Source organism: Streptomyces sp. JLSY215, from assembly GCF_059682825.1.
This window is the reverse complement of sequence record NZ_CM185022.1, coordinates 376,125-397,995: the sequence shown is the minus strand read 5'-3', so window position 1 is coordinate 397,995 and position 21,871 is coordinate 376,125. Positions and strand designations below refer to the sequence as shown.

The following is a 21,871-nucleotide window of genomic DNA, read 5'->3' as shown; positions in this document are numbered from 1 at the left end:
CGGATGCCCGGATGCCCGGATGCCCGGCGTCCACGTCGAAGTCGCCGTCCTGCCCGCCTCCGCGAGGACGGCCACGGGCAGGGCGCCTGGCTTCCTACAGATCGTCAGGCGGCGGGCTTGCCGGGCTGGTCGTGGGTGGAGCAGTGGATTCCGCCGCCGCCGGAGGCGATGGTGTCGATGCCCAGCTGGACGATGTCCCGCTTGGGGAAGTGCTCCTGAAGGATGGCCTTTGCCCGTGCGTCCGCCTTCCGGTCGCCGAACTTGGGCAGGAAGACGGCGTCGTTGGCGATGTAGAAGTTGGCGTAGGTGGACACGAAGTCGTCGCCCGCGCCGGTGATCTTGTCGAGATCGGGCTCCGGCAGGTCGATGATCTCGAAGCGCCGGCCCCGCGCGTCGGTCGCCCTGCTGAGCATGGAACGGGCCTGGTCGGCCGAGCGCGACCAGGAGTCCGGGGGAGTGCCGGGGAACGCCTGGTCGAGCAGGACCACGCCGGGGGCGGTGAACCGTACGAGGCTGTCCACGTGTGCGTCGGTGATGTCCTTGCCGCGGACACCCGCCAGCCAGACCACCTTCTTCACGCCGAGCGTCTCGATCAGCTCGTCCTCGATCTGGTCCCGGCTCTTTCCGCGGTTGCGGTTGTCGTTGACGATCGAGCTCTCGGTGATGAGGAGGGTGCCCTCGCCGTCGGTCTCGAAGGAGCCGCCCTCGGCGACGAGCGGCGCCCTCTCGCGGGGGATGCCGTACTTGCCGAGCAGCTTGCGGCCCACCTGGGCGTCCTGGGTGTGCTCCTGCTTGTTGCCCCAGCCGTTGAAGTTGAAGTCGACGCCGACGACCTCATGGTCCTCCTCGACGAAGACGGGGACGGTGTCGCGAGCCCACAGGTCGTCGACGGCGAGCGGGATGACCTCGACCCCTGAACCGCACGCCCGCTGAGCCGCCGCCTGCTGCTCCGGGCGGGCCATCATCACCACCGCCTCGTACTCTCCGATGGCCCGTGCGATGCGGGCGATGTCCTTCCGCACGTAGGGCAGGTCGTCCTCCCAGACGGAGGCGAGGGCGGGCCAGGACATGAACGTACGCGTGTGGCTCTCCCACTCGGCGCCGAAGCGGCGCGCGCCGCGTGACGCCGGGGTGTGGGCGGAAGCGGTGGCCGTGCCGCCGCTCACGGACTCCTCGGGGCCGCAGGCGGTGGCGCCGAGGGCGAGGGCGCCGCCGATTCCGGCGAAGGCGCGCAGGGCGGTGCGGCGGGAGTGGGAAAGGTGGGACACGGTGTGCTCCGATCGTGGGCTGGCGAAACTATCCGGCGGCGACGGGCGGATCGCGGTGACGCGCGCGGTGGCGGAATCGCGGGCCTTGGCCTCACGCATGTGGCGGCCGCGTGAACGGCTCGACGGAGGCGTGAGTGGGGGTGGCCGTGAAAGCACTGTGGCACTGACTGAATTTTCAGTCAAGTCGCGGACCGGAGTGGCGGCGGTGCGGACTGTGTGGCGCGCGTTCCGTCGACCGGACATACGGCGTACGGCTCCAACGGTCGCAGCCCCTCTGCCTCCGCCGCGATGGCGCCCCGCATCAGCTCGGCGGCGTGGTCGATCGGCAGCATCCCGATGAGCCACCGGGTGCTCAGGCCCTCGAGGAGGACGATGAGCCGCTCGGCCGCGGCGACCAGGGCCTTGTCGGGGGCCGTGGGGCCGACCCGGCCCAGGAGATCCGCGATCTCCCGGACCCATGCGGCACCCGCCCGCGCCAGCTCCTCCCTCAGCTCCGGTTCGAAGACGGCACCGGCCCGCAGCTCGCCCCATACCGTGCTGTTCTCGCGCACCTCCGGGGTGCCCTGGAGCTCCAGCAGCAGCCTGCGTTCGAGCTCGTGCAGCGGACTCTCGGGTTCCCGCCGCCCGGGTGGCCGGCGGCGGGTGTACCGCTCCGCCCGGTCGCCGATGAACCTCAGCGTGTGGCGCAGCAGGCCGGAGCGGTTGCCGAAGTGGTAGTAGACGAGGGCTTTGGAAACGCGGGCCTCGGCGGCCAGCTCCTCCGCCCGCAGTCCGCGCACTCCGCGGCGCGCGATCACCCGGGCGGTCGCTTCGAGGATTGCCTTCTTCCGGTCCTGCATGCTGTGTTCCTCTTTGCTCGGTTCTCGTCCACGGGGCCGCTCAGGTGTTGACTGAAACTTTAGTCAGCATGCACGATCGTGCCCAGGGCGTGCCGCGCGCCCACCGGCACCGTCGTCCGGATCGCTCCGACCGCCCGACCCGCCGTTCCGTACGCCGAAAGAGCCGCCCATGTCCACCACCCAGCCGCCCCGGGTTCAGCCGGTCCAGCCGCCGCTGTCGCCCGGCGATCCCCGCGAGATCGGCGGCTACCGGGTCCACGCCCGGCTCGGCTCCGGCGGTATGGGGGTCGTCTACCTCGCCCACACCCCGGGCGGCCGTCCCATCGCGGTGAAGGTGGTCCGCGAGGACTTCGCCGGCGATCCGGAGTTCCGTCGGCGGTTCGCCCAGGAGGTCGCGAGCGCGCGCCGCATCCACGGCCTGTTCACCGCGCAGGTGGTGGACGCCGGAGTCGACGCCGCGATTCCCTGGCTCGCCACCGCCTACGTGCCGGGCCCCTCACTCCAGCAGGTCGTCGAGCGGCACGGCCCGCTGCCCGCGCGCACCGTGCTGCTGCTCGTCGCCGGGATCGCGGAGGCCCTCCAGGCCATCCACGGGGCGGGGGTGGTCCACCGCGACCTCAAGCCCGCCAACGTCCTCGTCGCCGAGGACGGCCCCCGCGTCATCGACTTCGGCATCGCGCGGGCGGCCGACGCCACCGGGCTCACCGGCACCGGTCTGCGGATCGGCACCGCCGCGTACATGGCGCCGGAACAGGCGCTCGGGCAGGCCGTGACGCCCGCTACCGACGTCTTCGCGCTTGGCGCACTCGCCGCCTACGTGGCCGGAGGGATCCTGCCCTTCGGTACGGGACCCGAGTCCGCCGCCCTCTACCGTGTCGTGCACGAGCCGGCGGACCTCTCGCGCGTACCGGGGGAGCTGCGCGAGATCCTCGGACACTGCCTGGCCAAGGTGCCCGAGCGGCGCCCCACCCCGGCCGAGCTGATCGCCGCCGTGCGCGCGCACCCCGCTGTGGGACCTGCACCGGAGTTCGGCGAGGGCTGGCTGCCCGGGGCGGTCGGGCGGGAGGTGATGCGCCGGGCATCGGGCCCGTCCGCCCCCGAGCCCACGCTCCTCGACGGCACGTCGCCGCACGACCGGCCCACGCGGGCGTCCGCCCCGTCGGTCCCGGTGCCCGAGGAGCGGGGCGCCCCGGACGACGGTGCGCACGGCGAGCCGGCCGTACGGCGGGACGGTCGCAGGAGTCGGCGCGGTCGTACGGCCGTGGCGGCAGGAGCCGCCGCCGTCCTTGTCGCGCTCGTGACGGCGGCCGGGGCCGTGTACTGGCTCGACGCTCCGGACCGGGGCGGCGCGGAGCGAGGCGCGGGGTACACGCCGGGCTATGCGGACGTGGAACTGACCGTCCCGGACGACGGCTACGAGTTCGACCTGGGCGCCGGGAAGGTGGCGCCCGCCGAAACCGCCAAGTGGTACCTCGCTCGTGACAAGGACGGGTTCGTGCTGCCCGAGGACGCCGACGCCTTCGTCGCCTCGGGGTATGTGCTCAGCCCCGCCGACTGCGACCGCGGGCTCGATACGGAGCCGGTGACGAGCCTGCCGTTCGACGAGCTGGCCGACGAGCGGCCGTTCTGCGTGCGCAGCGCCGACGGCAAGCGGCTCGTCGTGGCGTATCTGGTCGAGGCGGCCCGCGGTGGCGGGCCCGTCACGGTGGCGCTGAGCCAGTACCGGAGGAGCGAGTGAATCGCGCAGGGGCCGGGCGGCCCTCCGCCCGGGGGCGCCGTGGTGATCACACCGCCCGGCGGCCCGGATAGGGTCTGTGACATGGCGTCTCGCAGTACTCAGATCCTGGAAGCGGCCGCGCGGCTGATCGCCCGGCGCGGGGTCCGTGGGCTCCGCGTGGAGGAACTGGCCGAAGAAGCAGGTGTGTCCACCGGCCTGATCTACTACCACTTCAAGGACCGCACCGGAATCCTGCGCCATACGCTGGAGTTCATCAACGACCGCGCCGAGCGGTACACCACGGCCCAGGATCCGGACGCGGGACCGCTGACCCCGCGCGAGGAGCTCGACCAGGTCCTGCTCCTGGAGCTCCAGGACGTCCCGGAGGTGCGGGAGAACAGCACGGCCTGGGGCGAGCTGAGGGCGAGTGCCGTCTTCGACCCCGTCCTGCGCGAGGACCTTGCCCGCGCGACCCTGGTGTGGGTGCAGGAGGTGGCCGCGCTCCTGGGGCAGGTCCACCCCTTGGCGCCGGCGGCCCGGCTCGCCTCGGCCGCCGAGCGGCTCACGGCTCTGCTCGAGGGTCTGAGCATGCGCTGGCTCAGCGGTGGCCTCGCGATCGGCCATGCGCGCACCCTGATGTCGGAGGCGGTCGAGGTGGAGCTGGCACTGCTGCGCCAGCCGTAGGATCCGGCGGTCCCGCTGCCCGGTGGCATTCAATCGCCGGGGTGCGTCGAAAGTATTGACTGAAATTTCAGTCAGTGCCAGGGTGAGGTCATCGCAGGGCTTCGCGGACCGCTCGCACCTCGATGCCGAGCCGCAGAAGGAAGCCCCGACTCCCTCGCTCTCTCCCCGCCGGTTGCGCAGGGGAGGAAGGAAACACCCATGTACGTCATGTACGCGAGGCCGGCATGCCGCTGACTCCCACCGAGCGGGACCGCCTGCTGCTGTTCACCGCCGCCGAACTCGCCCGAGCCCGCCGCGCGCGCGGCCTGCGGCTCAATGTGCCGGAAGCGACCGCGCTCATCGCGGACACCGTCTGCGAGGCGGCCCGCGACGGATCGCGCCTGGCCGAGGCGATCGAGCGGGGCCGCGCCGTCCTGAGCCCCGATGACGTGTTGCCCGGCGTCGTCGACGTCGTCACCGAGATCCAGGTCGAGGCCGTCTTCGACGACGGCTCGCGGCTCGCCGTCGTCGCCGGTCCGTTCGGGCCCACGGACCGGAACGACGTAGCCCCCGGCGCCGTACTGCCCGGTCCGGACGCCCCTGCCGTCCCCGAGCCGGTCGTCACGCTCACGGTGCGGAACACGGCGACCGTCCCGGTCAGCGTCACCTCCCACTTCCACTTCTTCGAGGCCAACCCGCGGCTGGACTTCGACCGCGCTGCGGCCTACGGCATGCGGCTCGCGGCGCCGGCCGGGTCGTCGACCCGGTTCGATGCGGGCCGGGCAGTCGAGGTGGGTCTGGTCCCGATCGGCGGTGCGCGCGTCGCCGTCGGCTTCGCCGGTCTGGTCGACGGCCCCCTCGATGCGCCCGGCGCCAGGGCCCGCGCTCTGGCACGGGCCGCCGCCTGCGGCTATCTCGGCGCGGAGCCGCTCCAGGACTCTTCGGAAGGAGGACGGGCATGAGCAGGCCGACCCGCCACAGCGACCACTGCGCCCCCGGGCGCAGCCGCCACATCGACCCGTACGAGTACGCCTCCGTGCACGGCCCGCGGGCCGGTGACCGGGTCAGGCTCGGCGATTCCGGACTCGTGGTCCGGGTGGAGTCCGACTCCCAGAAGCCGGGTGACGAGTTCCTGGCCGGCTTCGGAAAGACGGCCCGCGACGGGCTGCATCTCAAGGCGGCCGCGGTCCGCGAGACCTGTGATGTGGCGATCACCAATGTGCTGGTGATCGACGCGGTGCTCGGCATCCGGAAGGTGTCGATCGGCATCCGCGAGGGCCGTATCCACGCGATCGGGCGGGCCGGCAACCCCGACACCCTCGACGGTGTCGACGTCGTGGTCGGCACGGGGACGACAATGATTCCGGGGGAGGGGCTGATCGCCACCGCCGGGGCCGTCGACACCCACGTGCACCTGCTCTCCCCGCGGATCATGGAGGCGTCGCTCGCCAGCGGCGTCACCACGATCATCGGCCAGGAGACGGGGCCCAGTTGGGGTGTGGGCGTGAACTCACCCTGGGCGCTCAGGCTCGGCTTCAGCGCCTTCGATGCCTGGCCGGTCAACATCGGCTTCCTGGCCAGGGGTTCGTCCTCCGACCCGGCTCCGCTGGTCGAGGCGCTGGCCGAGGGCGGCGCGTCCGGTTTCAAGGTGCATGAGGACATGGGTGCGCATGCCCGTGCCCTGGACACCGCGCTGCGCGTGGCCGAGGAGCACGACGTGCAGGTGGCGCTGCACAGCGACGGTCTGAACGAGTGCCTCTCCGTCGAGGACACCCTGCGGGTGCTGGACGGCCGCACCATCCACGCGTTCCACATCGAGGGCTGCGGCGGCGGTCACGTCCCCAACGTGCTGAAGATGGCGGGTGTCCCCAACGTCATCGGCTCCTCCACCAACCCCACCCTCCCCTTCGGGCGGGACGCGGTCGCCGAGCACTACGGCATGATCGTCTCGGTCCACGACCTGAAGACCGACCTGCCGGGTGACGCGGCGATGGCCCGCGACCGGATCCGGGCCGGGACGATGGGCGCCGAGGACGTGCTGCACGACCTCGGGGCGATCGGCATCACCTCCTCCGACGCCCAGGGCATGGGCCGCGCGGGCGAGACCGTACGCCGTACCTTCGCGATGGCCGGAAAGATGAAGGCCGAGCTGGGGCCCCTCCTTCCCCATGACGGGGGGAACGGCGACGGAGCCCACGACGACAACGCCCGCGTCCTGCGCTACATCGCCAAGCTCACGATCAACCCCGCCATCGCCCACGGCCTCTCGCACGAGATCGGCTCGATCGAGGTCGGCAAGATGGCCGACATCGTGTTGTGGCGCCCCCCATTCTTCGGCGCCAAGCCGCAGATGGTCCTCAAGAACGGCTTCCCCGCCTACGGAGTGACGGGCGACCCCAACGCGGCCACCGATACCTGTGAACCCCTCGTTCTGGGCCCCCTGTTCGGCGCCCATGGCGCCGCCCCCGCCGACCTCTCCGTCGCCTTCGTCAGCCGCGCCGCCGCCGATTCCGGTTCCTCCGGCCGGCCGTACGACGGGCTGGCCACCCGCCGTCGCCGGGTCGCCGTGCGCGGCACCCGCGGCATCGGTCCGGCCGATCTGCTGCTCAACTCCCGTACCGGTGACGTCCAGGTCGACGGCCGCACCGGCCTCGTGACGCTCGACGGGGCACCGCTGTGTTCCGGGCCGGCGCACGAGGTCTCCCTGAGCCGGCTCTACTTCCTCTGAACGTTCCCCGGGTTTTCTCCTGCCCAGAGTATTGACTGAAATTTCAGTTAGGCACACGATCTCCTCTCCGCGATCCCTTCATCACGACCGAAAAGAGACCCCGATGACCGGTTTCCGTATGCCCGCCGAGTGGTCCGAGCACGAGGGCTGCCTGATGGCCTGGCCCACCCGCGTCGACCTGTGGGACGGCGTCCTCGACGCCGTGAAGCGGGAGTACGCCGACGTCGCCCGTGCCATCGCCCGCTTCGAGCCCGTCACCATGGTCGCCCCGCCCGGCTTCGGCGACGACGCCCGCGCCCACTGCGGCGATGACGTGACCGTCGTGGAACTGCCCCTCGACGACTCCTGGTTCCGCGACTCCGCGCCGCTGTTCGTCCTCGACGGCGACGGGCGCCGGGCCGGCGTCGACTTCCGCTTCAACGCCTGGGGGCGCAAGCATCACCCGTACGACGCCGACGACCGGATCAGCGCGCTGCTCCTGGAGCACCTCGGCGTCGAACGCCTCGCTTCGGACATGATCCTGGAGGGCGGGGCGATCACCGTGGACGGCGAGGGCACCCTCATCACCACCGAGCAGTGTCTCCTCCACCCCAACCGCAACCCGGAGATGACCCGGGAGCAGATCGAGGCCGAGCTGAAGGGGCGGCTCGGCGTCGAGAAGGTGATCTGGCTCCCGTACGGCGGACTGCTCGACACCGAGACCGACGGCCACGTCGACGGTGTCTGCGCCTTCGCCGCCCCCGGCAAGGTCGTCGTCTCCCTGCCCGAGGACCCCGCGCACCCCGACTACGCCCGGATGCGCGCCAACCGTGCCGTCCTGGAGGTCTCGACCGACGCGCGGGGGCGCGCGCTGGAGATCGTCGACGTCCCCCAGACCGCCTACGCAGAGGCCGCGGGCACCCGCGTCGAGGTCTCGTACCTGAACTACTACGTCGCCAACGGCGGCGTCGTCGTCCCGGTCGCCGCGGCTCCCCAGGACATGGCCGCCCTGGAGGTGATCGCCGCCGCGTACCCGGACCGCAAGGTCGTCGGCGTACCGGCTCCGGTGATCGCGTACGGCGGCGGCGGGGTCCACTGCATCACCCAGCAGGTACCCGCGGCCCGCCCCGGCGCGTAGCCCCGCAGGAAAACCGTCGGCTTCCCCTTCCCCCTGCCGTACCGAACCGTTCCCCTGCCGTACCGAAAGAGAGCGCGACGATGAGCACCGCACCACCCCAGCCCCGCGCCCCGGGACGCCGCCGTGTGAGGACCGCCCTGGCGGCCCTCACCTCGGTCGCCGCCCTCACCGCCCTCGCCGCCTGCGCCGGCCCGCCCCGTGGCGGTACCGACGGAGCCGGTGTCTCGTTCGCGCTCTCGGCCGGTACCCCCAAGCCCAAGGGGGACATCGACTCCTTCACCTGGGCGCTCTACGCGGAACCGTCCACGCTCGACTACACGATGGCGTTCGACTATCCGCAGAACACCATCCTCTCCAACGTCTGCGAGAGCCTGATGCGCTGGACCCCCGGGCTCCGGCTCGAACCCGGTCTAGCGAAGAAGGCGACCAACCCCGACCCGACCACCTGGGTCTACGACCTGCGGCGCGGGGTGCGATTCCACGACGGCCGGACCATGACGGCGGACGACGTCGTCTTCAGCCTCGGCCGCCAGCGGAATCCGAAGAACGCCGCCGCCTGGGCGCAGAACTTCCAGAACGTCGCCTCCATCCGGAAGACCGGCCCCCTTCAGGTCACCGTCAAGCTGAAGAAGCCCGACTCGCAGTTCCCTCAGTACATGGCGACCGCCGCCGGCGTCGTCGCCTCCAAGGCCGGGGTGACCGCGGCGGGCGCCGACTACGGCACCTCGGGCGGCCTGGCCTGCACCGGCCCGTTCAGGCTCGGCGCCTGGCAGAAGGGCCAGTCGCTCGAACTGAGGCGCTTCGACGGCTACTGGGGGACCCGCGCCAAGGCCGGGAAGGTCGTCTTCCGCTTCCTCACCGACCCCTCTGCCCGTACCAACGCCCTGCTCAGCGGAGAGGCCGACGGCGGCTACCTCATTCCCACCGAGAGCTACGGGCGCCTCAAGGCCAGCGGCGTCGGCACCCTCTACTTCGGTGAGGGCCTCAGCACGGTCAACGTCGGCATCACCAACATGAAGGGCCCGCTCGGCGACGTACGCGTACGCCGGGCGCTCTCCCTGGCCCTGGACCGTTCCGGATTCGTGCAGGCCGGCCTCGGCGGCGCGGGGGCGGCCACCAGCTCCGTCACCACCCGGGCCGCCTGGGCGGGGGCATCCCCCGGGGTGCGGAAGGCGGCGTTCGACGGGCTGCCCCCCACGACCCGGGACGTCGAGCGGGCACGAGCGCTCGTCAAGGAGGCAGGCGCCACCGGCAAAACCCTGACCGTCGCCACCAGCTCCATCGGCCAGGACGTCTCCCTCCTCGCCACCGCCGTCCAGGCCGCCGGCACCGAGATCGGGCTGCGGATCACCCTCAAGTCCGTCGCCCCCAACGCCTTCACGGCGCTCTTCACCGACCCCGAGGCGCGCGAGGGCATCGACATGTTCCCGCTCACCTACTACGACTCCATCACCGACCCGCTCGACCTCCTGACGAACTTCAGGACCGGCGCGTACCTCAACTTCGCCGGTTACAGCGACAAGCGGTACGACGCACTCGTCGCACGGGCCACCGCCACCTACGACAAGGAGCGCCGCCTGCGCGCCGAGAGCCAGCTCCAGCGGCACGTCGCCCAACGGCTGCCCTGGATCCCGGTCGCGGAGTGGCCCACCGCCCTCTTCCTCAACAAGCGCATCACCGGCGCCCCCACCACCATCGCGTACCTGTACTACCCGTGGGCCGCCGACATCGGCGCCGCCGGAGCGGGGACGGCCCCGTGAACCCCGTCGACTTCCTGAGATTCGCCGGACGGCGGGTCGCCGAGATGGCGGCCACCCTCCTCGTCGCCTCGTTCGTCGTGTTCGGGGCGATGTACCTGGCGCCCGGCAGCCCCGCGAGCTTCCTGCTCTCCGGCCGCTCCGCCTCACCCGAGGCGCTCGCCGCCGTCAACGCCCGCTACCACCTCGACGACCCGTTCGCCGTGCGCTACCTGCGATGGCTCGGGGACATGGTCCAGGGCGACTTCGGACGCTCCCTCACCTACCGCACCGACGTCTCGCGGCTCCTCGCCGACCGCCTGCCCACAACCCTCCTCCTGATCACCATGGCGCTCGTCGTGGTCGTCACCGCCGGACTCCTCCTCGGCCGGATCGCCGCGGTCCGCGGCGGCGCCACCGACACCGGCGTCCTCCTGGTCACCACCCTCGCCGTCGGCACCCCGTCCTTCGTCGCCGCCGTCCTGCTCCAGGGGCTCTTCGCCGTCAAGCTCGGCTGGTTCCCCAGCAACGGCGCAGGCGTGGGCTTCCCCGACATGGTGTGGCACCTGACCCTGCCCGCGATCGCCCTCGCGCTCTACCTGATCGGCATGCTCGCCCGCGTCACCCGCTCCGCCATGCTCGAAGCCCTCGACAGCGAGCACGTGACCGTGGCGCGCAGCCGTGGTGTCCCCGAGCGCCTGGTCATCCGCCGCCATGTGCTGCGCAATTCGCTCGGCACCGTGCTCACCACCGGTGGCCTGATCGTCTCCACCCTGCTGGTCTGCACGATCCTCGTGGAGACGGCCTTCAGCATCGGCGGTATCGGACAGCTCCTCGAACTGGCCACCACGACAAAGGACTTCCCGACCGTCCAGGCCGTCTCCCTGATCATCGTCGCGCTGTTCATGGCCGTGAACCTGATCGTCGACCTCCTGCTGCCCGTCGTCGACCCCCGGATCACCCTCGGAACGAGAGGGCCCGCCGCATGACCGCCGTCCTCACCCGCCGGCCGGGCCTCTCCAAGGTACGTGCCTCATCCGGCAGTTCACCGCTGCACCTCGCCAGCCTGGGCTTCGTCGGACTCGTCGTCCTCGCGGCGCTGCTCGCGCCGTGGCTCGTGCCTCACGACCCCAACGCCGTCGACCTCGGCGCCGCGTTCGCCGGGCCCTCCGCGGACCACCCGCTCGGCGCCGACACCGCAGGCCGCGACACCCTCTCCCGGCTGCTGCTCGGCGCCCGCACCTCCCTGCTGGGCCCCCTCGGCGTGGTCCTCTTCTCCACCCTCGCGGGGGTGGCCGTCGGCACCGCCGCGGCCTGGCGCGGCGGCTGGCTGGACTCCCTCCTGTCCCGCTCGACCGAGCTCGTCTTCGCCTTCCCGGGCATGCTTCTCGCGATCCTGGTCATCTCCGTGTACGGGGAGGGCCTGCTCGCCCCCGTCGTCGCACTGGGGCTCGCGTACCTGCCCTACGTCAGCCGCCTCACCCGCTCCCTCGTCCTGGCCGAACGCGCCCGCCCGTACGTGAGCGCCTACCAGGTCCAGGGCCACTCGGCGCGCCAGATCTGCCTGCGCCACATCCTGCCCAACATCGCCCCCGTCGTCCTCGCCCAGTCCACCATCAACTTCGGCTACGCCCTCATGGACCTGGCCGGGCTGTCCTTCCTCGGCCTCGGCGTGCCTCCGCTCACCCCCGACTGGGGCCGCATGGTCTTCGACGGCCAGACCGCCATCCAGCACGGCTACCCGCTCTCCGCGATCCTGCCGTGCGTCCTCGTCGTGCTCACCGTCGTCGCGTTCAACGTCGTCGGAGAGCGCTGGGCCGACCGCGTCGCCAGGAGAGACCGATGACCCCCACCCCCGCCGCGCCGTCGACGCCCCTGACGACGTCCCCACCGACGCCCACGCTCGACATCCGGGGGCTGACCCTCACTCTCCCCGGCACCGCCCGCCCCGTCCTCGACGGCGTCGACCTCACCGTCGGACCCGGTGAGACGGTCGCCCTCGTGGGCGAGTCCGGTTCCGGGAAGTCCCTCACGTCACGCGGCGCCCTGGGCCTGCTGCCGCCCGGTGCCGCCACCGAAGGCGCCGTTCTGGTCGAGGGCCGCGACGTCCTCACCATGGACGCCGGCCGGCTGCGCGCCCTGCGCGCGGGCACCGCCGCCATGGTCTTCCAGGACCCGCGGGCCGCCCTCAACCCGCTCCACCGCATCGGCGACTTCCTCACCGAGGGCGTCCGCTCCGCCGGGACCATGGACGGGCCCACCGCCACCGTCCGGGCCGTCGACCTCCTGCGGGCCGTCGGGCTCGACGACACCGCTCTGCGGAAATACCCGAGCCAGGTGTCCGGCGGCATGCTGCAAAGGGTCGTGATCGCCGCGGCGCTCATCGGCGACCCCGCGCTCCTCCTCGCCGACGAACCGACCACGGCGCTCGACGTCACCACCCAGGCCGAGGTGATCGCCCTCCTCGCCCGGCTCCGCGAGAGCTTCCGCACGGCAATGCTGTTCGTCACCCACGACCTCGACCTCGCGGCGGCGATCAGCGACCGCGTGTACGTCATGTACGCCGGCCGGATCGCCGAGACCGGACCCGCCGACGTCCTCTTCGCGCACCCTCGCCACCCCTACACCGCGGCCCTGCTGGCCTCCACGCCCCGCCTCACGACCCCGGGCGGCAGGCTCTCCGCCATCCCCGGACAGCCGCCCGACCTGCGCACCCCTCTGACGGGCTGCGCCTTCGCCGCCCGCTGCCCGCTCGCGACCGGGATCTGCGAGGAAGCGGTCCCGGAAGCGCTTCCGTCCCCCGGCCGGCCCGAACACCTCGCCGCCTGCCACCACAGCGACCGGCTCGCGCGAGAAGGAGCGGTCGCCGATGTCTGAACACCTGCTGCAAGCCGTCGACCTGAGCCGCGCCTACGGCACCGTACGGGCCGTGGACGGCGTGTCGTTCACCCTGCCCGAGGGCGGCTCGCTCGGCATCGTCGGCGGCTCCGGCTCCGGTAAGACCACCACCGCCCGCATCGTCGTCGGCCTGGAGCGGGCCGACGCCGGAGAGGTACGGATACGGGGCCGGGGCCGGCCAGCCGGTGCGCGCGGCCGGCAGCAGCGCCTGGCCAGGGCCCGCGAGGTGCAGATGGTCTTCCAGGACCCCTACCTGTCCCTCGACCCCAGGACCAGCGTCGAAAGGGTCCTGGGCGAGACCCTGCGCCTGCACTTCCCCGGCCGCGACCCCGCGCCCCGCATCCGCGAACTCCTCGACCAGGTCGGCCTCGGCACCCGCGCCGCCGACGCCCTGCCCCGGCAGCTCTCCGGCGGCCAGCGCCAGCGCGTCGCCATCGCCCGCGCCCTCGCCGTGGAACCGGCCGTCCTCGTCCTCGACGAAGCCGTCGCCGCCCTGGACGTGTCCGTACAGGCCCAGATCCTCAACCTGCTCGCCGACATCCGTGAGCAGACGCCGATCGGCTACCTCTTCATCACCCACGACCTCGGCGTGGTCCGGTGCGTCACCGACGAGGTCCTCGTCATGCACCACGGCCGCGTCGTCGAGTCCGGCGCCACCGCCGAGGTACTCGCCGCGCCGCACCACCCGTACACCCGGCTGCTCCTGGACTCGGTGCCCCGCCCCGGCTGGCATCCGGACCGGATCGCGGCGGCCCGCCAGGAGCTCTCGTCCCCGCAGCCAACCCCACACAGGAGGCAGACATGACCCGAGGCTTGAACCGGCGAGGATTCCTCGCCGCGGCCGGACTCACCGCCGCCGGCGCCGCCCTCGCCACGACGACGCAGGGCAGGGCCCGCGCCGCCACGGACACCTACCGGGTCCCGGTCGAGGACGTCCGCCACACCCGCACCTGGATGGCCTGGCCGGACAGCGCCGCGATCTGGGCCGGCAAGCTGGGCGGCGTGCAGGAGGACATCGCCCGGATCGCCGGTACGATCGCGAAGTACGAACCGGTCGTCATGTGCGCCAACTCCGGCAGCGCTGACAAGGCACGCTCGATGTGCGGCTCCTCGGTCACGGTCATCGACTCCATCCCCGTCGACGACTGCTGGATGCGCGACACCGGCCCGGTCTTCCGCACCGACGGCTCCGGCGGCCTGGCCGCCGTGGGCCTCAACTTCAACGGCTGGGGCAACAAGCAGACCCACGCCAACGACGCCCTCGTCGCGGAGCGCATCGCCTCCTACGTGGGCGTCCCGTTCACCTCCGCCCACCTCGTCGGGGAAGGCGGCGCCATCGAGCAGGACGGCGCCGGAACCCTGATGGCCACCCGCAGCAGTCTGGTGAACCGCAACCGCAACCCCGACATGTCCGAGCGCCAGTTGGAGACGGCGATGTGCGATGCCTACGGCGCCTCCAAGGTCATCTGGTTCGACGGCGTATACGGCCAGGACATCACCGACGACCACGTAGACGCTACGTCCCGCTTCCTCGCCCCCGGCGAGGCCCTCGTCCAGATGCCGCTCTCCACCGACACGGACGCCTTCGCCCGCGACGCGCGCCGGCAGCACAGCATCCTGTCCGCCTCGACGACCGCCACCGGCAGTCCGATGGCCGTGACCCGCCTCGAGGGCCCCGACTACAACAAGATCCGCTCCACCGACCCGAAATTCCTCGCCTCCTACGCCAACTTCTACCTCTGCAACGGTGCCGTCATCAGCGCCCAGTTCGGCGACACCCGCGCGGACGAGGCGGCACGGGCAACGCTGACCCGTCTCTACCCGGACCGCGTCATCGAGCAGCTGAACATCGACCGCCTCGGCACGGGCGGCGGCGGCATCCACTGCGTCACCCAGCAGCAGCCCGCCGTGTGAACAAGGGTGCCCGGAGAGGACACCGTCCCGTCCGGGCACCCGGCTTCCTCCTTCTGGACTCGCCCGAACTTCGCGGACCTGGATCACCTCGCCACGCCGCCGAAAACGCCGCGCTCCGTACAGGGTCCGGATCGGTCAACAGATCGTGTGTGCACGGAAGTCGGGGCATTCGCCGGTTCGCGCAACCGCCCGGGAACTCCCTGCGTTTCACCGCGGCCGCATCAGCCGCTCGACGCCCGCGCAGAACGGCTCAGCGGCCGAGGCGACTGCGGGAAAACCCCCTAGGCTGCCCACGATCACAGTCGGCGCGGAGAAGCAGAGAAGGAGCCACGAGGGTATGACCGAGGCCACCGATGACCAGAGGTTCACCACTCCGATCGACCAGCGCTACTTCGAAGACTACGTGCCGGGTTCGACCTATGTGTTCGGCGTCGCGACGGTCGACGAGACGCAAATCGTCGAGTTCGCCAAGGAATACGACCCGCAGTTCTTCCACGTCGATCCGGTCGCCGCGGCCGACGGGCCGTTCGGCGGCCTGATCGCGAGCGGCTGGCAGACCGCGGCGCTGATGATGCGGCTGTTCGCCCGGCACTATCTGTCCAGCGTGGCGAGCCTGGGCGGCCCCGGGGTGGACGAGCTGCGCTGGCTGCGCCCCGTCCGTCCGGGCGACGTGCTGACCCTGCGCGTCACTGTGCTGGACGCCAAGGCCTCGAACTCCAAGCCCGATCGCGGACTCGTCCGCTCGTTCACCGAGCTGCTCGACGCGGCGGGCGAGCCGGTCTTCAAGGCCACCGTGCTGAACTTCCTGCGTCGCCGCACCCCGGGCCGCTGAACCGGCCGACGGCCGCCTGGCCGGAGTGCCCCTCAGCCACCTCGTCGCCGTCGGCGCGGCGTCAGGATCGAGGGCAGCGCGACCGTCGGCCCGGTGATCACCGGGCCCGGGAGGTTTGCGCGCACAGGGCGCGCATCATAGTCACGGATCTGACTAATCAAATTCTTGAGTATGATGCCGGCGTCCCCCACGGAAAAGCGGAAGCAAGGGGGAAGGGCAGCAAAAGGGAGGCGAACCGATGGCGTTGCGTCATGCCGTCCTGGCGGCGTTGCTCGACGAAGAGCTGAGTGGGTATCAGCTGGCCAAGTCGTTCGACTTGGGCGTGGCGAACTTCTGGTACGCCCAACCGCAGCAGCTGTACGCGGAGCTGACGAGACTGGAGGAGAAAGGCCTGATCACGGGCCGCGAGGTGGTCCAGGACACACGGCCCAACAAACGGCTGTTCCAGGTCACCGACGCCGGCCTGGCGGAACTGGAGCACTTCACGGCCACCGCCACCAAACCCTCCGTCATCCGCGACGACCTGGCCGTCAAGGTACAGGCGGCCGACCACGTCGACACCGAGACGCTGATCGTGCAGCTGAGCGAGCGCGCCGCCTTCGCCCAGGCCAAGACCGACCTGTTCGGCCGGCTGCTGCACACCATGCGCGGCGAGCGCACCGAAGAGGAGTTCCTGCGCCACGGCAAGCGCATCGGCCCCTACCTCACCTGCCTGCGCGGCCTCGCTTTCGAGCAGGGCAACCGCGACTGGTGCGAACGCACCATCGCGGTCCTGAGGGACAGGCAGGTGGCCCATGCCCGGCACTGACCCGCGGTACGCGCGCTACGTCGCCTTGGGCGACAGCCAGACCGAGGGCCTCGGTGACGGCGACGACACGGTGGGCCTGCGCGGCTGGGCCGACCGGCTCGCCGAACAGCTCGCACGGCACAACTCCGCTCTGCAGTACGCCAACCTGGCCGTACGCGGCCGGCTCGCCGGACAGGTACGTGCCGAACAGCTCACCCCGGCCCTCACCCTGCGCCCCGACCTGGCCACCGTCGTCGCCGGGGTCAACGACCTGCTGCGGCCACGGTTCGACGCCGACGAAGTCGCCGGACACCTGGAGGCGATGTTCGCCGCGCTCACCGCCCAAGGCGCCCGCGTCGCCACCCTCACCTTTCCCGATGTCGCACGCATCACCCCGCTCGCCCGGCCGCTCAGCTCCCGCGTCACCGCCCTCAACGACCGGATCCGCCAGGCGGCTCGTCGTCACGGCGTCACCGTCGCCGAAACCGGCCACCACCCCGTGGTCACCGACCCCCGACTGTGGAGTGCGGACCGGCTCCACGCCAGTCCTCTCGGCCACCAGCGGATCGCCGCCGCCGTCGCCCATGCCCTCGCCCTGCCCGACAGCGACGACACCTGGACCACGCCCCTGCCGCCGCCGAGGACGGCCGCTCCCGTCGGATGGCGCGCGGCCGCGCATGAACTGTCCTGGGTCGCCGCCTTCCTCGGCCCCTGGCTGGGCAGACGCCTGCGCGGCCGATCCACCGGCGACGGCCACACCGCCAAGCGCCCGTACCTCGTCCCCGTACAGACACCTGGCAGCACCGGTCACAGCGAAGGGCCGAGCTGAGGAGATTGGTTCACCGCGCCCGGCCGCCGTTTTCGTCGCTTGGCGTCCTTCCGCTGCTCACGCCGGTGTTAGCCGGAGGTTAGTGGAGCGGCAGCCTCGCGATAGTGGTCCCGATCAGAGTGGGTCCCGTACCGAGGAGACCACGCAACCGACTACCCCCGGGGGACCCGAAATGAGCTCCAGCATCACCGCCCGCACCGCTCGTCGCCGCACCCTGCGCATTGCCGTCGCGGCCCTGACCGCAGCCGCCGGCCTCACCCTGACCGCCTGCTCCGGCTCGGACGCCGCCGACGCGAAGTCCGCGGGCCACACGAGCACGAACACGAGCACGACCGCCGCCGAGGCCGGCGGCGCGGGCTCCTCCGCCGGAGCGCAGGGCTCCGACGCCAAGGCCGACCCCGGTGCCAAGCCCAACGCCAAGCCCGCCACCAACGCGGGCGCTGCGGGCAAGCAGGCGGGCAAGCAGTCGGGCGGCGGGCAGGCCGCCAACGGTGGCAAGGCGGCATCCCCGGACCGCACCCAGCGCCTGGCGGACGGCAGCACGGCCGAGATCTACAAGCTCGGCGCCCAGCGCTACCGCGCCAAGATCGTCAGCCGCGGTTCGGTCCTGGCCACGCTGGAGACGACGGGGCAGGAGGCCGACGCCGGGCTCGACGCCAACGACATGTTCGTCGTGCTCACGATGGGCGGCGAGGTCCACTCCTGGATGGGCGGTGGACACCAGGGACCGGGCACCTTCAAGCTCGCGGGCGGCTGGACGGCCAAGGTCACGAAGGTCGGCGAGTTGCGGTACCGCGCGCAGATCATCGGCTTCGAGGGCGTGGCCGCCACGCTGGAGACGAAGGGGCACGACGTCGGGGTCGACGCCAACGGCGTGTACATCGTGCTCAGCGCCGGCGGTGTGATCAGCGCCCACAAGTAAATGCCCGCCCGGCTGCGCAGCGGAGCCGGCTCCGGCGGGGCGGTTCCACCACCGGGGTGGCGACAGCAGATGTACGCGTCACCGAGCGGGCCCAGCCGGGCACACCCCGCAGGGCGGGAGAGCCGGACCGGACCCGCCACGCCGGCGGTGAGGACCGCGCCCCGGAGCGGGAAGGCCGTCCGGCGCCGCCGTCATCGAGACGGCCGGCGCCATCACCGGTCGTGGACGAGCGGGGCAGCTCGCCTCACGTCCGGGTGGGCTCAACCGTCCAGTGAGAGTGCGTTCTTGGCGTGGGTGACGGATTCCTCGGAGGCGGGTCCGCCGGGATTCTCGGTGGCCAGGGCCTGGTTAAGGGTCACGAAGGGGCGTATCCGCTGCTCGTAGCGGGAGTACGCGGCGCGGTGATCGCCGTGCGCCCGGGCGAGGCAGTCGGCCAGCACATGAGCGCCCACAAGGGCCAGGCTGGTGCCTTGCCCCGACAGCGGGGAAGGGCAGTAGCCGGCGTCTCCGAGCAGGGCCACCCTGCCGCGTGACCAGTTGTCCATCCGGATCTGGGCCATGGCATCGCAGTAGAAATCGGGCGCATCCCGGGCGGCCTTGGCCAGGCGGGGCCCTTCCCATCTCAGGGAGGCGAGCTTGTCGACGACGAGTTGCCGAAGGGCGCCGGCGTCGCGGAGATCGCGGGCGAGGGGCGCGGACTCGAAGCCGAAGGCGACCCTGAGCTCGGTGTTGTCACGCACCGGCATGATGCCGAAGCCCGCATCGCCATCCCGCAGCCACACTTGCCAGTCGTCCAGTGCGAGGAAGTTGTCCGCGCTGAACACCGAGAGATAGCTGCCCAGGTGATGGGCGAAGCGGTCCTCGGGACCGAAGGCCAGGCGCCGTACCGTCGAGTGCAGGCCGTCGGCCCCGATCACGAGGTCGAAGCCGCGGGACACCCCGCGGTCGAAGTCGACGCGCACGCCGTTCTCGTCCTCGGCGAGCGCGGTGATGCTGTTACCGAAGAGGTACTCGACCTCCGAGCGCGTGCGTTCGTACACGATCCGCACCAGGTCCTCACGCAGCAGCTCGATGTCGTCGCTGTCGAGCCGGCCACTGCTGAAGGTCGCCTCGGTGGAGCGATCGATCTCGTGGCCTTCGGGGTCGAGGATCGACATGCCACGCATCCGGGTGCGCACGCGTCGTGCCTGGTCCAGCAGGCCCATCCGCTCGACGACGTCGAGCGCGACGCCGCGGATGTCCACGGCCTGACCGCCAGGACGCGGACCCGGGGCGCGTTCGACGACGGTGACCTTGAAGCCGTGGTGGTGAAGCCAGTAGGCGAGCACGGGCCCGGCGATTCCGCCGCCGGAGACGAGAACAGTCTGCACGGGAAACTCCTTCAGTACGCTGTACGCGCACTGAATGTACGACGTACGCACAGTCCCTTCAACGGGCCAACCGAAGGTCCTGTACTAGCCTGTACTAGGGCAGGCGACGTGCCGATCGGCGTCCTCGCTGCTCCCCTCTGCACTAGTACAGACCAGGAAGGCAGCAGGACGTGACGAAGCCCACAGGCGCATCCGATCAGCCGCCCTATCTGCGCATCGTCGCCGGGATCCGCCAACGCATCATCGACGGTGACCTGGGCCCCGGGGCCCAGGTGCCCTCGACCCGGCAAATCGCCAGGGAATGGGGTGTCGCGCTGGCCACCGCCACCAAGGCCCTCACCACCCTGCGCCTTGAGGGACTCGTCGAGACCCGCCCCCGTGCCGCCACCGTCGTCGCCGGATCCGCTCCCGTCACGTCACCCGCCAGGCACGCGCCGCCCGCCCCACCCTCCGACCCGGAGCTGACCCTCGACCGGATCGTCCGCACGGCCATCGGCATCGCCGATGCCGAAGGGCTGTCAGGGCTCTCCATGCGCGGCGTCGCGGCCCGGCTCGGCGTCGCCCCGATGTCCCCCTACCGGTACGTCCCCAGCAAGGACGACCTCGTCCTGCTCATGGCCGACGCCGCGTTCGGCGAGGAGAGCTACCCCGCCGATGCGCCCGAAGGATGGCGCTCCCGGATCGAGCTGGGCGCTCGGACCCTCTGGATCCTGTACCGCAGGCACCCGTGGCTGGCTCAGCTCGGTTCTCTCACTCGCCCGTTGATCGTGCCCCATCTGATGGTCCACGGCGAATGGATGCTGAGCGCCCTGGACGGCCACGGCCTCGATCCCACCACCCTGTTCGACATCCACGTACTGCTCTACAGCCACGTTCAGGGCCTGGCGGTGCACCTGGAGCGGGAGACGCACGCCGAAGCCTCCACAGGTCAATCGGAAGACCAGTGGATGGACAGCCGGACTCCCGCCCTCCGGGAACTGGTGGAGTCCGGCCGCTTCCCGACCTTCGCCAAGGTGGTCGGAGCCTTCCACGACGGCTATGACCTGCGACTCGACGCGCTCTTCGAATCCGGCCTCAAGGCACTCCTCGACGGCCTGACTCCCCTCATCGAAGGCCGGGCGGCCGGTGCGTAGAGAGCGGGCCTCGTCTGCGTGGCACTGCTGAGGGGTCACGAGGACGCCTTCGGGCCTCGGCGGCGCCGCCCCGACGAGGGGCTCGTCCGGGTCACGGCCACGCGGTTCGACAAGCGTGCCCGTGTCTTCCGGAGCATCGTGACCGGCGCAGGATTCCGGCTCCGGCTCCGGGGTGTAGATCCATTATCCGGGTGCACAGGGGTGCCTGTCACCCTTCCCCGGAATGATCTTTACACCCGATTTGCTCCTTTAGGTTTGCGGGGAGCGAGTGCAAAGCGCCGATCTGACCTGGGAGTTGAGAGTGACGCACGACGTTGCCGCGCTGGCGGCGGAACTTAGGGACATGGCCGCGGCCGATCATCGGTCCGCTGTCCGCGCGAACAGCGATGACCCCGCCGAGCAACTGGCCTGGCGGCGGCTGACCGCGCGGCACGGCGACCGGCTCGGCGAGATCTTGGACGAGTACGGATGGCCGACGGCGGAGCTGGTCGGGGAGGAGGCCGCACGCGCGGCGTGGCTGATCGCTCAGCACGCCGACCGGCAGCTCGACGTTCAGCGGCGCGCCCGGCAGCTGATGGAACAGGCGGTGTCGGCGGGTTCGGCCGGCCCGCGCGAGCTGGCCTTCCTGCGCGACCGCACGCTGGTCAACGAGGGTCGCAAGCAGGTCTACGGCACTCAGATCGCCGGCGTGAAGGACGGCGCACCGGTTCCGTGGCCGTGCGAAGAGCCTGAGCGCATGGACGAACTCCGTGCGGAGGTCGGCATCGAGCCGTTCGACGAATACGTTGCCAAGTTCGCGACGGCCTGAAGCCCCGTTCCCATCCGTATCCGCTGCAGCTGGGGGAGGCCATGGACGGGGAGGCGAGGCGCCGCAGCCTGCGCGAGCTCACGCACTGAAGGAGCCTCGCCGCGCTCGGCGACCCACTCGCGCACGCCGCGACGGGTGCGTATCTGTACCCGGCCGTTCGGGTCTCCTCCGGCCGTTTGGGTCTCCGCGAGATCCGAGGAAGGTTCACGTCGGGAATTAGTGCAAATGTTCGAATTATAGGCCAAGTGGAGCCGCCTGGGTGTGGCGCTCGCCCTCGGGGCGCTCGCGATCGTAGAACTGGCGGGACTCC

The 21,871-nt window shown here is 71.4% G+C and carries 20 protein-coding genes; 17 read left to right on the top strand and 3 right to left on the bottom strand.

Annotation, left to right across the window (positions count from 1 at the left end):
- Positions 1–104 precede the first annotated feature (104 nt).
- Positions 105–1,268: an agmatine deiminase family protein gene (locus tag AC5677_RS01990; RefSeq protein WP_497193241.1), complete on the bottom strand. Its 1,164-nt coding sequence runs from the start codon at positions 1,266–1,268 to the stop codon at positions 105–107.
- 179 nt (positions 1,269–1,447) lie between these two features.
- Positions 1,448–2,107 carry a TetR/AcrR family transcriptional regulator gene (locus tag AC5677_RS01985; protein ID WP_497193240.1) on the bottom strand — a complete coding sequence of 220 codons (660 nt, stop codon included), beginning with the start codon at positions 2,105–2,107 and terminating at the stop codon, positions 1,448–1,450.
- A gap of 169 nt (positions 2,108–2,276) precedes the next feature.
- Here AC5677_RS01985 and AC5677_RS01980 point away from each other — a divergent pair, with 169 nt between their 5' ends.
- The 15 genes from AC5677_RS01980 to AC5677_RS01910 all read left to right on the top strand — a co-directional run bounded on the left by AC5677_RS01980 (position 2,277) and on the right by AC5677_RS01910 (position 18,250).
- Positions 2,277–3,845 carry a serine/threonine-protein kinase gene (locus AC5677_RS01980; protein ID WP_497193239.1) on the top strand — a complete coding sequence of 523 codons (1,569 nt, stop codon included), beginning with the start codon at positions 2,277–2,279 and terminating at the stop codon, positions 3,843–3,845.
- Positions 3,846–3,926: 81 nt separating this feature from the next.
- Positions 3,927–4,508, top strand: coding sequence for a TetR/AcrR family transcriptional regulator (locus AC5677_RS01975; RefSeq protein ID WP_497193238.1), 582 nt, complete (start codon positions 3,927–3,929; stop codon positions 4,506–4,508).
- Positions 4,509–4,732: 224 nt separating this feature from the next.
- Positions 4,733–5,449 carry an urease subunit gamma gene (gene ureA, locus AC5677_RS01970; protein WP_497193237.1) on the top strand — a complete coding sequence of 239 codons (717 nt, stop codon included), beginning with the start codon at positions 4,733–4,735 and terminating at the stop codon, positions 5,447–5,449.
- Positions 5,446–7,215, top strand: coding sequence for an urease subunit alpha (locus AC5677_RS01965; RefSeq protein WP_497193236.1), 1,770 nt, complete (start codon positions 5,446–5,448; stop codon positions 7,213–7,215). Before ureA ends, AC5677_RS01965 begins: the two co-directional genes overlap by 4 nt.
- A 103-nt stretch (positions 7,216–7,318) precedes the next feature.
- A complete protein-coding gene (locus AC5677_RS01960) occupies positions 7,319–8,332 on the top strand; it encodes an agmatine deiminase family protein (protein ID WP_497193235.1) in 1,014 nt (337 codons plus the stop codon).
- A gap of 80 nt (positions 8,333–8,412) precedes the next feature.
- A complete protein-coding gene (locus AC5677_RS01955) occupies positions 8,413–10,092 on the top strand; it encodes an ABC transporter substrate-binding protein (protein WP_497193234.1) in 1,680 nt (559 codons plus the stop codon).
- The gene (locus AC5677_RS01950) at positions 10,089–11,057 is read left to right on the top strand and encodes an ABC transporter permease (protein WP_497193233.1); all 969 of its coding nucleotides are present in this window, start codon (positions 10,089–10,091) and stop codon (positions 11,055–11,057) included. Before AC5677_RS01955 ends, AC5677_RS01950 begins: the two co-directional genes overlap by 4 nt.
- Positions 11,054–11,914, top strand: a complete 861-nt coding sequence (locus AC5677_RS01945) for an ABC transporter permease (protein ID WP_497193232.1) — start codon at positions 11,054–11,056, stop codon at positions 11,912–11,914. The genes AC5677_RS01950 and AC5677_RS01945 overlap by 4 nt, the downstream gene beginning before the upstream one ends.
- Positions 11,911–12,945, top strand: a complete 1,035-nt coding sequence (locus tag AC5677_RS01940; protein WP_497193231.1) for an ABC transporter ATP-binding protein — start codon at positions 11,911–11,913, stop codon at positions 12,943–12,945. Before AC5677_RS01945 ends, AC5677_RS01940 begins: the two co-directional genes overlap by 4 nt.
- The gene (locus tag AC5677_RS01935) at positions 12,938–13,771 is read left to right on the top strand and encodes an ABC transporter ATP-binding protein (RefSeq protein WP_497193230.1); all 834 of its coding nucleotides are present in this window, start codon (positions 12,938–12,940) and stop codon (positions 13,769–13,771) included. Before AC5677_RS01940 ends, AC5677_RS01935 begins: the two co-directional genes overlap by 8 nt.
- The gene (locus AC5677_RS01930; protein WP_497193229.1) at positions 13,768–14,880 is read left to right on the top strand and encodes an agmatine deiminase family protein; all 1,113 of its coding nucleotides are present in this window, start codon (positions 13,768–13,770) and stop codon (positions 14,878–14,880) included. Before AC5677_RS01935 ends, AC5677_RS01930 begins: the two co-directional genes overlap by 4 nt.
- Before the next feature lie 337 nt (positions 14,881–15,217).
- Positions 15,218–15,712 (top strand): MaoC family dehydratase, encoded by a 495-nt coding sequence (locus tag AC5677_RS01925; protein WP_497193228.1) that lies wholly within the window; start codon positions 15,218–15,220, stop codon positions 15,710–15,712.
- A gap of 238 nt (positions 15,713–15,950) precedes the next feature.
- Entirely contained in the window at positions 15,951–16,520 is a 570-nt protein-coding gene (locus AC5677_RS01920) for a PadR family transcriptional regulator (RefSeq protein ID WP_497193227.1), read from the top strand.
- A complete protein-coding gene (locus AC5677_RS01915) occupies positions 16,507–17,328 on the top strand; it encodes an SGNH/GDSL hydrolase family protein (protein WP_497193226.1) in 822 nt (273 codons plus the stop codon). The genes AC5677_RS01920 and AC5677_RS01915 overlap by 14 nt, the downstream gene beginning before the upstream one ends.
- A 172-nt stretch (positions 17,329–17,500) precedes the next feature.
- The gene (locus AC5677_RS01910; RefSeq protein WP_497193225.1) at positions 17,501–18,250 is read left to right on the top strand and encodes a hypothetical protein; all 750 of its coding nucleotides are present in this window, start codon (positions 17,501–17,503) and stop codon (positions 18,248–18,250) included.
- A gap of 260 nt (positions 18,251–18,510) precedes the next feature.
- Here the strand turns inward: AC5677_RS01910 and AC5677_RS01905 are convergent, their stop codons facing one another.
- Complete coding sequence (locus tag AC5677_RS01905) at positions 18,511–19,620, bottom strand: FAD-dependent monooxygenase (RefSeq protein ID WP_497193224.1); 1,110 nt, start codon at positions 19,618–19,620, stop codon at positions 18,511–18,513.
- Positions 19,621–19,790: 170 nt separating this feature from the next.
- On the opposite strand from AC5677_RS01905, the gene AC5677_RS01900 reads away from it, so the two are divergent.
- Positions 19,791–20,753, top strand: coding sequence for a TetR/AcrR family transcriptional regulator C-terminal domain-containing protein (locus tag AC5677_RS01900; RefSeq protein ID WP_497193223.1), 963 nt, complete (start codon positions 19,791–19,793; stop codon positions 20,751–20,753).
- A 301-nt stretch (positions 20,754–21,054) separates the two neighbouring features.
- Positions 21,055–21,561 (top strand): DUF6624 domain-containing protein, encoded by a 507-nt coding sequence (locus tag AC5677_RS01895; protein ID WP_497193222.1) that lies wholly within the window; start codon positions 21,055–21,057, stop codon positions 21,559–21,561.
- The last annotated feature ends 310 nt before the right edge of the window (positions 21,562–21,871 follow it).